Here is a 14,031-nt window from a genome sequence, read left to right on the forward strand (position 1 = left end):
GGCCACCCGCGGGGGTTACCGCTGCTGCTGCGCGAACCAGTCGGCGAAGCGGGTCGCGGCCAGCTGCGCGCCGGGGCCGGGGACGAGGGACCCGTCCTGCAGCTCGGAGCCGTAGTAGCGCGCGTGCGGGTCCGCGACGACCTTGCGGGGGTCGTTCTGGGCGGTCAGCACGTCACGGATCAGCTCGTCGAACCGGAACACGTCCGGGCCGGCGATCTCCACCACGCCGTTGAGGGGCGTGCCGGCCGCGGTGCGGGCGACGGCCGTGGCCACGTCGTCGGAGTAGATGGGCTGGAACTTGACGGGCGGGATGCGCACCGTGTCGCCCTCGGTCCCCGCGTCCGCGATGCCGTTCGCGAACTCGAAGAACTGCGTGGCGTGGACGAGGGAGTAGGGCATGCCCGACGCCTTGATCAGCTCCTCCTGCGCCAGCTTGGCGCGGAAGTAGCCGTTCTCCGGGAGCCGGTCGGTGCCGACGATGGAGAGCGCGACGTGGTGGGTGACACCGGCCTCGGCGTTCGCCTTCAGGAGGTTGCCCGTGCAGGTGCGGAAGAAGTTCATCACGGCCTCGTCCTCCCAGGAGGGCGAGTTGGAGACGTCCACCACGACCTGCGCGCCCTGCAGGACCTCGGCCAGGCCCTCGCCCGTCAGGGTGTTGACGCCGGTGTTGGGGGAGGCCGCGACGGCCTCGTGCCCGTGGTCGTTGAGCTTGCTGACGACCTTCGAGCCGATCAGCCCGGTTCCGCCGATGACTACGACCTTCATGTTGGAGTCCTCTCGGGTGTTCTCGTGCGCGGGGCGCATGGTGCGGTGACTCGCCCACCGGCACCGGCCGGTACGTGATCGCCGGTACGTGTTCGCCGGTAATGACCGGGTGGCGGAGCGGTTTGTGACAGGGGCCCGGCGTGGCGGGCCCCGGTACCTCACACGGCGTGGCCTGCGGCCGGCCGCTACTCGACGAGCTTGCCCTCGGTGGAGACGTCCTGCATCAGGGCGGCGATCTCCTCGGGGACGGCCGGGATGCTCTCGCGGGTGACGCCGGTCTCCGGGGACCAGACGAGGTTGACCCGCAGCGCGGGGTCCGACTCCGGGTAGTCGCTGCGGTTGTGGCAGCCGCGGGTCTCACGCCGCTCCAGCGCCGACTCCAGCGTGGCACGTGCCGCCAGCGCCGCGGACTTGAGGTCGAAGGCGTGTGCGAGGTCCTGGTAGCCGGCGATGTCGGGGTGGATCCCGACCGACTCCATCCGCTTCTCGATGGAGTCGAGTTCCGCCAGGCCCGCGCGCAGGCCCTCCTCGTCGCGTACGACGCCCGCGTGCTCGGTCATCGTGTTGCGGATGGCGCGCTGCAGGGCGCGGACGTTCTCCGGCCCGTCCGCCGCCAGCAGGTCGTCGACCTCGGCGCGGGCCTGCGCGATCGCCGCCGCCGAGCGCGGCAGCGAGGTCAGCCCCAGCGAGTAGGCGGCGGCCGCCTGACCCGTGATGCGGCCGAAGACCAGCAGCTCGATGAGGCTGTTGCCGCCCAGGCGGTTCGCGCCGTGCAGGCCGCTGGACGCCTCGCCGATGGCGTACAGGCCGCGGACGTCGGTGCTGTGGTCCTCGGGCCGCACCCAGACGCCGCCCATCGAGTAGTGCGCGGTGGGCGCGATCTCGATCGGGTCGCGGGTGATGTCCAGCATCTGCAGGTCCAGCAGCGTCTGGTAGACCCGGGGCAGCCGGTTCATGATGGTCTGCCGCGGCAGGTGGGAGACGTCCAGCCACACGGCGCCCTTGGGGGTGCCGCGGCCCTCCTTGATCTCCGTGTAGGAGGCGAGCGCCACGCGGTCGCGGGTGGACAGCTCCATCCGCTCGGGGTCGTAGCGGCTCATGAACCGCTCGCCGAGCGCGTTGCGCAGGATGCCGCCCTCACCGCGGGCCGCCTCGCTGACGAGCGTGCCGGCCGCGTTCTCCGGCTCGATGATGCCGGACGGGTGGAACTGGACGAGCTCGGCGTCGCGCAACCGGGCGCCGGCCTCCACGGCCAGGCGGAACGAGTCACCGGTGTTCTCGTCGCGCCGGGAGGAGGTGCGCCGCCAGATCCGGGTGTGGCCGCCGGCCGCGAGGATCACGGCGTCGGCGTGGATGAGGTAGCGCGTGCCGTCCGTGAGGTCGAAGCCGTACGCCCCGAACACGGCGCCGTCGTGCTCCAGGATGCGGGTGATGTAGACGCCCTCGAGCACCGGGATGCCGAGCTGCTCCGTCCGCCGGACGAGGGTGCGCTGGATCTCCAGGCCGGTGTAGTCGCCGGCGAAGGCGGTGCGGCGGTACCGGTGCGCGCCGAAGAAGCGCTGCGAGATCCGGCCGTCCTCCTCCCGGGCGAAGGCCATGCCGTACCGCTCCAGGTCGTCGATGCCCCGGGCCGCGCCCTGGGTGACGATCTCCACGGTGCGGGGGTCGGCCAGCAGGTAGCTCTCCTTGAGCGTGTCCGCGGCGTGCTGCTGCCAGCTGTCCTCGGGGTCCATGGTGGCCAGCGCGGCGTTGATGCCCCCGGCGGCCAGCGCGGTGTGGGCGTCGTCCTTGGGCCGCTTGCCGACCGCGAGGACGTCCACACCGGCCTCCGCCAGTTCGATCGCCGCTCGCAGTCCTGCTCCTCCGGTGCCGATCACCAGCACCATGGTGGAAATGTGTTGTTCAGTGAGGGCCACGGTCCGCTCCGATCGCCTTGGTTGTCACTCGGTACGACCGGGCGGTCGGGCCATCTGTGACACCGGCTTCCCGCCCGTGGGCGTGGGGACGGCCGGTCCGGCCGTCCCCGCGCCCACGCGGCCGGGCCGTCAGGCGGTGACGCGGTCCAGCGGCACCTGCGGGTCGGCGAGGCGGGTGTCGTCGACCGCGGCGCGCGAGGTGATCAGGTCGCGGACCGGCTCGATGACGTCCCACACGTTGACGTTCATGCCGGCCTGGATGCGGTCGCCCGACATCCAGAAGGCGACGAACTCCCGCGCGGCCTTGTCCCCGCGGAAGACGACGCGGTCGTAGCCGCCGGGCTCCACGTAGCCGGTGTACTCCATGCCGAGGTCGTACTGGTCGGTGTAGAAGTACGGCAGCCGGTCGTAGACGGCGTCGCCGCCGAGCATGCCCTGCGCGGCGGTGGCCGGCTGGTTCAGCGCGTTGGCCCAGTGCTCGACGCGGATGTGGCGGTCGAGGAACGGGTGGTAGGCGTTGGCGACGTCACCCGCGGCGAAGACGTCCGGTGCGGAGGTCCGCAGGTGCGCGTCGGTGACGATGCCGTTGCGCACCTCCAGCCCGGCCGCCTCGGCGAGCTGCACGTTGGGGGTGATACCGACGCCGACGACCACCGCGTCCGCCGGGAGGTGCGTACCGTCGGCGAGCCGCACCCCGTCGGCGCGCCCGTCGCTGCCGGTGATGCGCTCCACCTGCACGCCGTGCCGCAGGACCACGCCGTGGTCGGTGTGCAGGCCCGCGAAGACCTCGGCCGCCTCGCGCCCGAGCACCCTGAGCAGCGGCAGCTCCTCGGCTTCCAGCACCGTCACCTCCGCTCCGGCCTGCCGGGCGGCCGCGGCGGTCTCCAGGCCGATCCACCCGCCGCCGATGACGACGATCCGCGCACCCGCGGTGAAGGCGGCCTTCAGCCGCTCGCTGTCGCCCACACGGCGCAGGTAGAGCACGTTGTCCAGGTCCGCCCCGGGGACGGGCAGGCGGCGCGGGGTCGAACCGGTGGCCAGGAGCAGCTTGGTGTACGGCATCCGCCGCCCGCCGTCGAGCTCCACCTCCTTGGCCCCCGCGTCGAGCCCGGTGACCGTCGTGCCGAGGCGCAGGTCGACGTCGTGCTTGTCGTACCAGTCGTCGGGGTGGACGAAGATCGAGTCGCGGGTCTCCTTGCCGAGCAGATAGCCCTTCGAGAGGGGCGGCCGGACGTAGGGCCTGTCCGGTTCGTCGCCGATGAGAACCAGCCGGCCGTCGTAGCCGTTCTCACGCAGCGCCTCCACCGCCTTGCCCGCGGCCAGACCGCCTCCGACGATCACGAAAGTGTTCTCAGGGGACACGATGCACCTCATCTCGGATGTCGCATGCTGCGAACCATGTACGGAGAGTCAACCACCAGACCGCTCGGCACTCCGTTGTGTGACACAGCCGTCGTGTCGCCGGGCCGTCCGGCGGGCGCGTTTGTCACAACGTCAGGGGTGCTCCGGTCATAGGGCTGATCGAAGGACGCCCGGGGGGACGGCCCACCGGTGTTCGTCCTCGCCGCGACCTGGGAGCAGAAGGTGACCTACGTCATCGCGCAGCCCTGCATCGACGTCAAGGACCGGGCCTGCGTCGCCGAATGCCCGGTGGACTGCATCTACGAGGGCGGCCGGACGCTCTACATCAACCCCGTCGAATGCGTGGACTGCCGGGCCTGCGAGCCCGTGTGCCCGGTCGAGGCGATCTTCCACGAGGACGACCTGCCGCAGGAGTGGGCGCGGTACGGGGACGTCAACGCCGAGTACTTCGAGTCCGTTTCGGGTTCCGGTGGGCACGGCAGACCGCTGGTCGGCGACGGGGACCACCCCTATGTGGCGGAGCTGCCGCCGCAGGGGTCCCGGAAGAAGGACATCGCCGTCTTCGCCATCGGCAAGGAGGAGGCCGAGGAAGCCGACCTCTGGTTCCCGTTGTGACGATCCGGGGGGACACGGGCGTGGGCGTCGACGTGGACGAGGCCCGGTGGTGAACCCCTTCGCCCGTACCCGGTTGCGGAGCGGACGGCCCGCGCGGCACGGGCCCCGCCTCGTCGAACTCGGCCCTGAGGACCTCGAACGCGCCGTGGCCATGCACCTCAGGTGCTCGTCCGGCACGCTGTGGAGCCGTTACCACAGGGCGATGGGTGATCCCCGGTCCTATCTGCGCACCCTGCTGGCCAGACCGGGGGCCGTGCACCTGGGCGTCCAGCAGCCGGCCGGCGACCTCGTGGCCGTGGGGCACCTGATGCCGGACCACGGGAACGCGGAGGCGGCGCTGCTCGTCGAGGACGCGTGGCAGAACAGCGGGCTCGGCGGCCGGCTCCTGCGCCACCTGGGGCATCGTGCGGTCGGCGCCGGGTGGAAGGAGGTCTACGGGCTCGTCCTGCCCGGTGACGCGAAGATCTCCGCCATCCTGTCGCACACCTCCGTCCCGGTGCACACCGCGTACGAGGAGGGCGTGACGACCCTCTGGGCGGAGACCGCCGACATCGGGGCCGAGGAAGTCCCCGCCGACGTGTGGTGACGGGCGCGGCGCCGGACGTGTGCCGCTGTCACAGATCCGGACGCTGCCCGGTCTGACCCCCGGAAGACGCAAATCGGGCATTCTGCCCGTCCGCTCAGCCAGCCGAGGACAAGACTTCGATGACCTGCACAGATGCGGTGACGCTTGGTAATCAAGTGAACGCGCCCGGGATATCCGACTCGGCGTTCGCGATCTTCGACGAGCGGGGGACGGTGGTTGCGTGGACGACGGCCGCCGAGCGTCTGGTCGGATACGCCGCCGGTGACGTCGTCGGCCTGTCCGCCGCACTTGTGCTGCCGTCCTTCGGGGACGCTCCTTCGATGTCGGACTTCACCCGTCAGCGCCTCGCCGAGGACGGCTGGCCGGGCACCTCGGCGGTGACCCACCGGGACGGGCGGGTCATCGACGTCAGCCTGCGGATCACGATGATGCAGGGTCTGAACGGGGCGACGCGCTGGCTCGCGACGCTGACCGACACCGGCGCCCTCTCCGGGGACGCGACGAGCGGATCCGTGTGGGGGCCGCTCCTCGCCCGCGCACCCATCGGGGTCGTCATCCGCGACCCGCAGCTGCGCTGCGTCTTCGTCAACGACGTGATGGAGGAGCACGACGGCATCCCGGCCGATCAGCGACTCGGACGGCGGTTCGTGGACGTGCTGGCGGGCCCCAAGGCCGGCGCACTCGAAACGGTGATGCGGCAGGTGCTCGAGAGCGGCACCACCAAGGTGCACGAGTACCGGACCTGGCTGCCGGTGAGCAAGGGCCGGGAGCATCCGTTCGCGGCGTCGTTCCACTGCCTCCAGGGCGCGGACGGCGAATCGCTCGGGGTCTGCGTCATCAGCGCCGACGTCGTCGAGAGCCGGCTGGCCCGCGAGCGTCTCGCCGCCGTCGGCGAGGCCAGCGCGCGTCTCGGCAGCACCCTGGACGTCATGCAGACCAGCCAGGAACTGGCCGACCTCGCCGTACCGCTGCTCGCGGACTACGTCGCCGTGGACCTGGAGCAGTCCGTGCCGTTCAGTGAGGGGCCTCCGGCGCGCATGGACACGGCGGGCGGACGCCTGCCCGTGCTGCGGCGTGCCGGTCTGGCCTCGATCCACCTGGGGGCCCCGGAGTCCGTCTGGGTGCGCGGCGAGCCGGTCACCGTGCCGCCCCGCTCGCCCTTCGCGTCCGTGCTGAGTACGGGCAGGTCCCACCTGGAGCCGATCCTGGACACCGCTCCGGGGATCTGGTTCGAGGAGGACCCGGCCCTGGCCGCGCGGATCCGCACGAACGGCGTCCATTCGCTGATGGTCGTCCCGATCCGCGCCCGGCGCGCGCTGCTGGGCGTCGTCCTGTTCATCCGCACCGCCGACCCGGAGCCGTTCCAGGAGGTCGACCTCCTGCTGGCCGAGGAACTCGTCGGGCGCGCCGCGGTGGCCCTGGACAACGCACGCCAGTACGCACGCGAGCACACCGCGGCCCTCACCCTGCAACGCAACCTGCTCCCACGCCGGTTGAAGGGCGGCACGGCCGTCGAGGCGGCCTCACGCTATCTGCCGGCCGACATGGACCACGGAGTGGGCGGCGACTGGTTCGACGTCATCCCGCTGTCCGGTGCCCGGGTCGCCCTCGTCGTCGGTGACGTGGTCGGTCACGGTCTCCACGCCGCGGCGACCATGGGCACGCTCCGCGCCGCAGTCCGCACGCTGGCCGACATGGAACTGCCCCCCGCGGAACTGCTGCACCGGCTCGACGACACGGTCCAGCGACTCGTCGAGGAGGACACCGACCCCGCGGACCAGACGCCCGCCGTCGTGGGCGCCACCTGCCTGTACGCCGTCTACGACCCGGCCACCCGCGTGTGCGTCATGGCCCGCGCCGGGCATCCCCCGCCCGCGATCGTCGACCGCGAGGGCCGGGTCACCTTCCCCGACCTTCCCACTGGGGCGCCCCTGGGCATCGGCCTCGGGGACCCCTTCGAGGCGGTGGAGCTGGAACTGCCCGAGGGCAGCCTGATCGCCCTCTACACCGACGGCCTGATCGAGAGCCGCGACGGCGACATCGACGAAGGGATGGACCGCCTGGGTACCGCGCTCGCCGAACCGGGCCGCTCCCTGGAGGAGCTGTGCACCCGCGCCACGGGGTCCCTTCCCGCGCAGGCACCGTGCGACGACGTCACCCTGCTCCTGGTCAGGACCCTGTCGCTCAGCGCGGCCCAGGTCGCCTCCTGGACCCTGCCCTGCGACGAGAGCGCCGTCCGCCAGGCCAGGCGACTGGCCGCCGCCCAGCTCACCGCCTGGGGCCTGGACGGGATCGAGCACTCCGCGAAACTGCTCGTCAGCGAGCTGGTCACCAACGCCGTCCGCCACGGCGCCGGCCCGATCGGCCTGCGCCTGATCCGGCATCAGGCCCTGACCTGCGAAGTGTCCGACACCGACGTCTGCGTTCCGCGCCTGCGCAGCGCGCGCACCATGGACGAGAACGGCCGCGGCCTCTTCCTGGTCGGCCAGCTCTCCCGGCGCTGGGGGTCACGCTCGGCGGCCGACGGCAAGGTCGTCTGGGCCGAACTGGACCTGGCCTCCGCACGCGCGTAGCGACGGAACCGCACCACCCCGGCGCTGCTCCTGGCCATCCCGGCTTCCGTCGTACGCTGAACCCCGCGCACGAGGGAGAGGAGGCCGAGGTGGCCGGAACGACGGTGGCAGAGGTGACGGCCGAGCTGGCCGCGCTCGAGGACCCCAAGGCGCGCGCGGTGAACGAGAGGCACGGCGACGACCACGGCGTGAACCTCGGCAAGCTGCGCGCGATCGCGAAACGGCTGAAGACGCAGCAGGAACTCGCGGTCCGGCTCTGGGAGACGGACGACACCGCGGCCAGGCTGCTGGCGCTCCTGATCTGCCGCCCCAAGGCGTTCGGACGGGACGAACTGGACGCCATGGTGCGCGAGGCGCGCGCACCCAAGGTGCACGACTGGCTCGTGAACTACGTGGTGAAGAAGAACCCGCACTCCGAGGAACTGCGTGTGGCCTGGCTCGCGGATCCCGATCCGGTGGTGGCGAGTGCCGGCTGGGCGCTGACCACCGAACGCGTGGCGAAGAAGCCCGACGGCCTCGACCTCGCGGGACTGCTCGACGTCGTCGAGGCGGAGATGAAGGACGCCCCGCAGCGCCTGCAGTGGGCGATGAACCACTGCCTGGCCCAGATCGGGATCGAGCACGCCGGACTCCGCAGCCGTGCCGTCGGCATCGGCGAGCGCCTGGAGGTGCTGAAGGACTACCCGACCTCTGCGGGCTGCACGTCCCCGTTCGCGCCCGTCTGGATCGCCGAGATGGTGCGCCGGCAGGACGCCGCGAAGACGGCCTGAACGACCTCTGCGGCGCCTCCCGGCCCCGCACCGGTACGCGAGGCGCACGCCGAGGCGAGCGCTCAGGCCCGCAGATAGGCGAGGACGGCCAGGACGCGCCGGTGGGTGTCCTCGGCCGGAGGGAGGTCGAGCTTGGTGAGGATGCTGCCGATGTGCTTGCCCACCGCCGCCTCGGAGACGACCAGTGCACGGGCGATCGAGCCGTTCGACCGGCCTTCGGCGACCAGCGCCAGCACCTCCCGCTCGCGCGGGGTGAGCCGCTCCAGCGGATCGCGGCGGCGGCGCAGCAACTGCCGTACGACCTCGGGGTCGACGACCGTGCCGCCGGCCGCGACCTCGCACAGCGCCTCGACGAACTCCTCGACCTGCCCGACCCGGTCCTTCAGCAGGTACCCGAGGCCCCTTCCGTCGCCGGAGTCCAGCAGTTCGCCCGCGTAGGCGCGCTGCACGTACTGGCTGAGGACGAGGACGGGCAGGGCCGGCCGCTCCCGCCGCAGCCGCACCGCCGCCCGCAGGCCCTCGTCCTGGAAGCCCGGCGGCATGCGGACGTCCGTCACCACCACGTCGGGGGAGTGCTCACCGACGGCCGCGACCAGCGCGTCGGCGTCGCCCACGGCGGCCACGACCCGGTGCCCGCAGCGGTCGAGCAGCCCCGTCAGGCCGTCCCGCAGCAGCACGCTGTCCTCGGCCAGCACTACGCGGAGCGCTCGGTCCACTCGCAAGGGATCTCCACACGCAGCAGGGTCGGTCCGCCCGGGGGACTGGACAGGGAGAGTCTGCCATCCAGCACGGACACCCGGTCGGCGAGCCCCGTCAGTCCGCTGCCCGCACCGGGCTCGGCACCGCCCCGGCCGTCGTCGCGGACCTGGAGGACGAGCCGCCCGTCCCGGTGCCCGCCGCTCACCCGCGCGCGGTCGGCGGCGCTGTGCCGGGCGACGTTGGCGAGGGCCTCGCGGACCACGAAGTACGCGGCGGCCTCGACCGCCCGGGGCAGCCGCCCGGGCAGTTCCAGGTCCACGTCGACGGGGACGGCGGAGCGGTCGGCGGCGTCGGCCACGGCCGCCCCCAGGCCGAAGTCGGCCAGGACCCGGGGGTGGATGCCGTTGATGAGTTCGCGCAGTTCCTCCAGGGCCCTGCCCGCCTCCCCGTGGGCCTCGGCGAGCCGGTCGGCCAGCGGACCGGGCGGCGCGTCCAGCCGTGCCAGGCCCAGCGCCATGGACAGTGCGACGAGGCGTTGCTGCGCCCCGTCGTGCAGGTCGCGCTCGATCCTGCGCCGCTCCGCCTCGAAGGCGTCCACCAGGCGCACGCGGGAGCGGGTCAGTTCGACGATCCGGGCGCCCGGGTCGCGGTCGCGCGGGGCGACGAGGAGCCGGGCGAGGCCGGCCCGGGCGCCCGCGGCGACGCCCAGCACATAGGCGCCGAGCGCGAGCAGCAGCAGCCCCAGGACGGCCGTGCCCCACGCGCCCGGCCAGGTGGTGACCGTCCACTGCTTGAGCACCTTCGCCTCGTGCCCCTCCCCGACAGTGGCCATGAGGACCGGGGCGGCGACCAGGGAGAGCGGCACCGCCAGCCCGATGGTGACGACGAGGGCGTCCACCGGCCACAGCACACCCGCGAACAGCAGGGCGTGACCGAGCTCCCGCCAGGTCGCCCGTTCCCGCAGCCGGGTCGTCAGCCACGGCCACAACCCTCCCGCGGCGGGCGGCACATGGGCCCCGGGCGCGGGGTCACGGTCGACCAGGCGCAGCCGGGCCCGCTCCAGCACGGCGACGGGAAGGCCCGCGAGCGCGGTGAGGACGAGCAGCGGCAGGCCCACCAGGAGGACGGCGAGGGCGGCCCCGGCGGCCGCCGCGGTCGCGATCCCCACGAGGGTGACGGCGCCCGCGACCACCCCGGTCAGCAGGTACGCCAGCGAGCGCCACGGCCACGCGGACAGCAGGAAGCCCGGTCCGGACATCGCCTGCCACACATTCCTGGGATGCATGCGGATCACCGTAGGTCCCGGGCGCGGACCCGGACCATCCGCCCAGGGGGAGGACCGGGGGTATGCCTGGCCCCACCCCGGTTCTCGCCCCTGACGCACTGCGCCGCGGCCGCCCCGGACGGTTTCGTGGAGTGCTCCGGGAGACACCGCCTCCCGGAGCACTCCGCCCCGAGGGGCGCGGGGGAGCACCGGCACCCGACCCGATGGGGACAGATGAACGACGACGCCATCCGATTGCGCTCCGTCAGCAGGCGGCACGGCTCCGGCGACAGCGCCGTGACGGCCCTGGACGAGGTCTCCCTCGCCTTCCCCAAGGGCTCCTTCACCGCCGTCATGGGGCCCTCCGGCTCGGGCAAGTCGACCCTCCTGCAGTGCGCCGCGGGCCTGGACCGGCCCACGTCGGGGTCGGTCCTGCTCGGCGACACCGACCTGACCGCGCTCGGCGAGAGACGGCTGACCCTGCTGCGCCGCGAGCGCATCGGCTTCGTCTTCCAGGCGTTCAACCTGCTGCCGTCGCTGACCGCCGAGCAGAACGCCGCGCTGCCCCTGCGGCTGGCCGGCCGCAGGGCCTCCCGGGCCCGGGTGCGCGAAGTGCTCGAGCAGGTCGGCCTCGCAGACCGCTCCGGGCACCGGCCGTCGGAGCTGTCCGGCGGGCAGCAGCAACGCGTCGCGCTGGCCCGTGCGTTGATCACCCGTCCCGAGGTGCTGTTCGGCGACGAACCGACCGGCGCCCTGGACTCGCGGACCGGCCGCGAGGTGCTGACCCTGCTGCGGGGGATGGTCGACGGCGAGGGCCAGACCGTCGTGATGGTCACCCACGACCCGGTGGCCGCCTCCTACGCCGACCGTGTCGTCTTCCTCGTCGACGGCCGTGTCAACGGCGAATCGGCCGCCACGAGCGCCGACGCCATCGCCGCGCGCATGACCCGGCTGGAGGCCGTGCCGTGCTGAGCGTCGCCCTGCACACCCTGCGCACCCGCCGGGTCACCTTCGCCGGCAGTTTCGTCGCTCTGTCGCTGGGGGTCGCGCTCCTCGCCGTGATGGGCCTGGTCCTCGCCTCCTCCCAGGACGCGCCCGAGCGCCGGCCGGAGCGCTTCGCCGCCGCGCCGGTCGTGGTCCGCGGCCAGGACACCCTGCGGGTGCCCACGCCGAGGGGCGTGCGTACGCGGCCGCTCGCGCAGCCGCGCGCCGTGCCCGCCGCGACGGTGGCGGCACTGCGGCGGCTCGGCACCGTCGTCGAGGACCGATCCTTCCCCGTGCGGGCCGGGGGCGGACCCGGCGACCTCGTCGGACACCCCTGGTCCACCGCCGCGTTCGCCCCGTACGGGCTCATCGCGGGGCGCGCGCCCCGCGCCGCCGACGAGGTCGTCGTGACGGGCGGCTGGGCCGTACCGGGGGAGCGCGTGCGCACCGACCGGGGCACCGTCCGCGTCGTCGGCACCGTGCCCGACCTCGGGTTCGAGCACGCCGTGTTCTACACCGACGCCCGCGCCGCCCGACTGTGCCCCCTCAGCGCGCAGGCGGCGGTCGCCGCGGACGCCTCCGCCGTACGGGACGCCGTCCGCGGCAGCGGCGCCCGGGTCCTCACCGGGAACGACCGCCGGTACGCCGACGCCGACCCCGGCCGGGACGCCGAGGCGGTGACCGCGCTGAACGCCCTGTTCGGCACCGCGGGCGGCGTCACCGCCTTCGTGTCGGTGTTCGTCGTGGCGTCCACGTTCGCCTTCGCGGTCGCCCAGCGCCGCCGCGAGTTCGGGCTGCTGCGCACCGCGGGCGCCACCCCGGGCCAGCTCCGCCGGATGGTGCTGGCGGAGGCCCTGCTGGTGGGAGTGCTCGCCTCGGCGGCGGGGTGCGCGCTCGGCGGGTTCGCGGCGCCGTGGCTGGCCGCGTCCGTGGTCGACGGCGGACTCGCACCGGGCTGGTTCACCGTCGGTGACCACACCTGGCCCTACCACGCAGCCTTCTGGACGGGCCTGCTCGTCGCCCTCGGCGGAGCGGCCGCGGCCTCCTGGCGCGCCGGCCGCACCGGCCCCGCGCAGGCGCTGCGCGAAGCCTCCGCGGACACGGGGGCGATGACCTGGGGCCGTCGGCTCGTCGGCGCCGGGCTGCTGCTGACCGCCGTCGTCACCCTCTGCGTCACGCTCGCCGCCGACCCCGGTGACCTGCTGCACCGCAAGACCTACGTGAGTCGTCCGATGCTGCTGATCACCGCGACCGCGCTGCTCGCCCCCGTCCTGCTGCGCCCGCCGACCCGGCTGCTCGCCCGGGTCCTCGGGCGGCTGCCGGGCGCGGCCGGCATGCTCGTGGGCGAGAACGCCGCCGCCGGCGTGCGCCGTACCGCCGCGGTCGCCTCTCCGGTGCTGGTGACGGTCGCCCTCACCGGCTCGCTGCTCGGCGCGCCCGCCACCCTCGGCCGGGCCGAGGCCCAGGAGGCGCGCGAGCGCACCACCGCAGCCTTCGTGGTCACCGCGGCCGGTGGCACGGGCTTCGGCGCGCGGACCCTGGAACGCCTGCGCGGCATCCCCGGGACCGAGGTGTCGCCGACCGCGTCGAGCGAGGTGTTCGTCCTGGAGGACGGCCCGGCACTGATCAGGTCCGAGGCGCGCGCCGCCGACCCCGGGGCCCTCGCCGCAACCGCCCGGTTGCCGCTCGTCGAGGGGAAGGTGACCGACCTCGACGACCGTTCGATCGTCGTCAACGAGGAATGGGAACGGCACTCCGTCGGGCAGAGCGTCCGGGTGTGGCTCGGGAACGGCACGGGCAGAACCCTGCGCATCGCGGCGGTCATGGCCACCGGAACGGGCGGCAACGGCGTCTACGTCACGCCCGCCAACGCCCCGCACGCCCCCGTCGACCGGGTGGACGTCGCCCTGACAGGCGGTGCCGGCGCCGGCGCGGTGACGGCCGCGCTGCGCAAGGCGGTTCAGCCGGACGGCGGCCGGGTGCTCACCCGGGACGAGTGGCTCGCCGCCCTGCGGCCGAAGAGCGACCGCACGACCCGGCTGGGCTTCCTGCTCGTCCTCGGCATCGCCCTGCTCTACACCGCCATCTCCCTGGTCAACACCATGGTGATGGCCACCTCCGACCGGGTCCGCGAGCTGGCGGTGCTGCGGCTGGCCGGGGCCACGCGGCACCAGGTACTGCGGCTGGTGGCCGCCGAGTCCCTGGCGGTGGTCGCGATCGGCGCGTTCCTGGGCTTGGCCGTCGCCGTGCTCAACCTCGCCGGAATGCGGTGCGCGCTGGCCCTGCTGTCGGTGAGCGGTCCGGTCGAACTGCCGTGGGCGGCCGTCGGCGCGGCCGTGGCGGCGTGCGCGGTGCTCGCGGTCGCCGCCTCGGCCGTCCCGGCGTGGTCGGCCCTGCGAGGCCGTGCCGCGGCACTCGCGGGGCTGCGGGAGTGAACCCCGCGCCGGGCCGTCACCCCGGCGCAGGGGGCGGGCCCTCGGCGACCCTCACGCCGAGG

At 73.7% G+C, this 14,031-nt stretch carries 10 protein-coding genes and 1 pseudogene; 6 read left to right on the forward strand and 5 right to left on the reverse strand.

All coding sequences use genetic code 11. The annotated features are described in order from the left end of the window. Window positions 1-15: 15 nt before the first annotated feature. The 3 genes from OIE69_RS36765 to OIE69_RS36775 form a co-directional block, all read right to left on the reverse strand. The gene (locus OIE69_RS36765; protein ID WP_326579092.1) at window positions 16-765 is read right to left on the reverse strand and encodes an SDR family oxidoreductase; all 750 of its coding nucleotides are present in this window, start codon (window positions 763-765) and stop codon (window positions 16-18) included. Between the two features lie 185 nt (window positions 766-950). Beyond that, window positions 951-2,651, reverse strand: coding sequence for an L-aspartate oxidase (locus tag OIE69_RS36770; protein ID WP_326579094.1), 1,701 nt, complete (start codon window positions 2,649-2,651; stop codon window positions 951-953). 159 nt (window positions 2,652-2,810) lie between these two features. Beyond that, window positions 2,811-4,043: an NAD(P)/FAD-dependent oxidoreductase gene (locus OIE69_RS36775; protein ID WP_326579096.1), complete on the reverse strand. Its 1,233-nt coding sequence runs from the start codon at window positions 4,041-4,043 to the stop codon at window positions 2,811-2,813. 222 nt (window positions 4,044-4,265) lie between these two features. Between OIE69_RS36775 and fdxA the strand changes: the two are divergent. The 4 genes and pseudogenes from fdxA to OIE69_RS36795 all read left to right on the forward strand — a co-directional run. Continuing rightward, window positions 4,266-4,577: pseudogene (gene fdxA / locus OIE69_RS36780) on the forward strand (ferredoxin); the annotation flags it as partial. Between the two features lie 283 nt (window positions 4,578-4,860). Then, the gene (locus tag OIE69_RS36785) at window positions 4,861-5,244 is read left to right on the forward strand and encodes a GNAT family N-acetyltransferase (RefSeq protein ID WP_326579098.1); all 384 of its coding nucleotides are present in this window, start codon (window positions 4,861-4,863) and stop codon (window positions 5,242-5,244) included. A gap of 119 nt (window positions 5,245-5,363) precedes the next feature. Beyond that, on the forward strand, window positions 5,364-7,817 hold the full coding sequence (locus OIE69_RS36790; protein ID WP_326579100.1) for a SpoIIE family protein phosphatase: 2,454 nt from the start codon (window positions 5,364-5,366) through the stop codon (window positions 7,815-7,817). 89 nt (window positions 7,818-7,906) lie between these two features. Beyond that, the gene (locus OIE69_RS36795; RefSeq protein ID WP_326579102.1) at window positions 7,907-8,587 is read left to right on the forward strand and encodes a DNA alkylation repair protein; all 681 of its coding nucleotides are present in this window, start codon (window positions 7,907-7,909) and stop codon (window positions 8,585-8,587) included. Between the two features lie 62 nt (window positions 8,588-8,649). Here OIE69_RS36795 and OIE69_RS36800 read toward each other — a convergent pair whose 3' ends face one another. Together OIE69_RS36800 and OIE69_RS36805 are read right to left on the reverse strand one after the other, a co-directional pair. Further along, window positions 8,650-9,282: a response regulator transcription factor gene (locus OIE69_RS36800; protein WP_326581515.1), complete on the reverse strand. Its 633-nt coding sequence runs from the start codon at window positions 9,280-9,282 to the stop codon at window positions 8,650-8,652. Next, window positions 9,282-10,571 (reverse strand): sensor histidine kinase, encoded by a 1,290-nt coding sequence (locus tag OIE69_RS36805; protein ID WP_326579104.1) that lies wholly within the window; start codon window positions 10,569-10,571, stop codon window positions 9,282-9,284. The genes OIE69_RS36800 and OIE69_RS36805 overlap by 1 nt, the downstream gene beginning before the upstream one ends. A gap of 213 nt (window positions 10,572-10,784) precedes the next feature. Between OIE69_RS36805 and OIE69_RS36810 the strand changes: the two genes are divergently transcribed. Together OIE69_RS36810 and OIE69_RS36815 are read left to right on the forward strand one after the other, a co-directional pair. Continuing rightward, complete coding sequence (locus tag OIE69_RS36810; protein WP_326579106.1) at window positions 10,785-11,522, forward strand: ABC transporter ATP-binding protein; 738 nt, start codon at window positions 10,785-10,787, stop codon at window positions 11,520-11,522. After that, complete coding sequence (locus OIE69_RS36815; protein WP_326579108.1) at window positions 11,516-13,969, forward strand: ABC transporter permease; 2,454 nt, start codon at window positions 11,516-11,518, stop codon at window positions 13,967-13,969. The genes OIE69_RS36810 and OIE69_RS36815 overlap by 7 nt, the downstream gene beginning before the upstream one ends. Window positions 13,970-14,031 lie beyond the last annotated feature (62 nt).

Source organism: Actinacidiphila glaucinigra (assembly GCF_035918135.1).
Classification (GTDB): domain Bacteria; phylum Actinomycetota; class Actinomycetes; order Streptomycetales; family Streptomycetaceae; genus Actinacidiphila; species Actinacidiphila glaucinigra.

Coding starts and splice junctions, on each gene's coding strand:
- OIE69_RS36765 (WP_326579092.1), bottom strand. CDS start 765: ATGAAGGTCGTAGTCATCGGCGGAACCGGGCTGATCGGCTCGAAGGTC.
- OIE69_RS36810 (WP_326579106.1), top strand. CDS start 10,785: ATGAACGACGACGCCATCCGATTGCGCTCCGTCAGCAGGCGGCACGGC.
- OIE69_RS36770 (WP_326579094.1), bottom strand. CDS start 2,651: ATGGTGCTGGTGATCGGCACCGGAGGAGCAGGACTGCGAGCGGCGATC.
- OIE69_RS36805 (WP_326579104.1), bottom strand. CDS start 10,571: ATGCATCCCAGGAATGTGTGGCAGGCGATGTCCGGACCGGGCTTCCTG.
- OIE69_RS36790 (WP_326579100.1), top strand. CDS start 5,364: ATGACCTGCACAGATGCGGTGACGCTTGGTAATCAAGTGAACGCGCCC.
- OIE69_RS36785 (WP_326579098.1), top strand. CDS start 4,861: ATGGGTGATCCCCGGTCCTATCTGCGCACCCTGCTGGCCAGACCGGGG.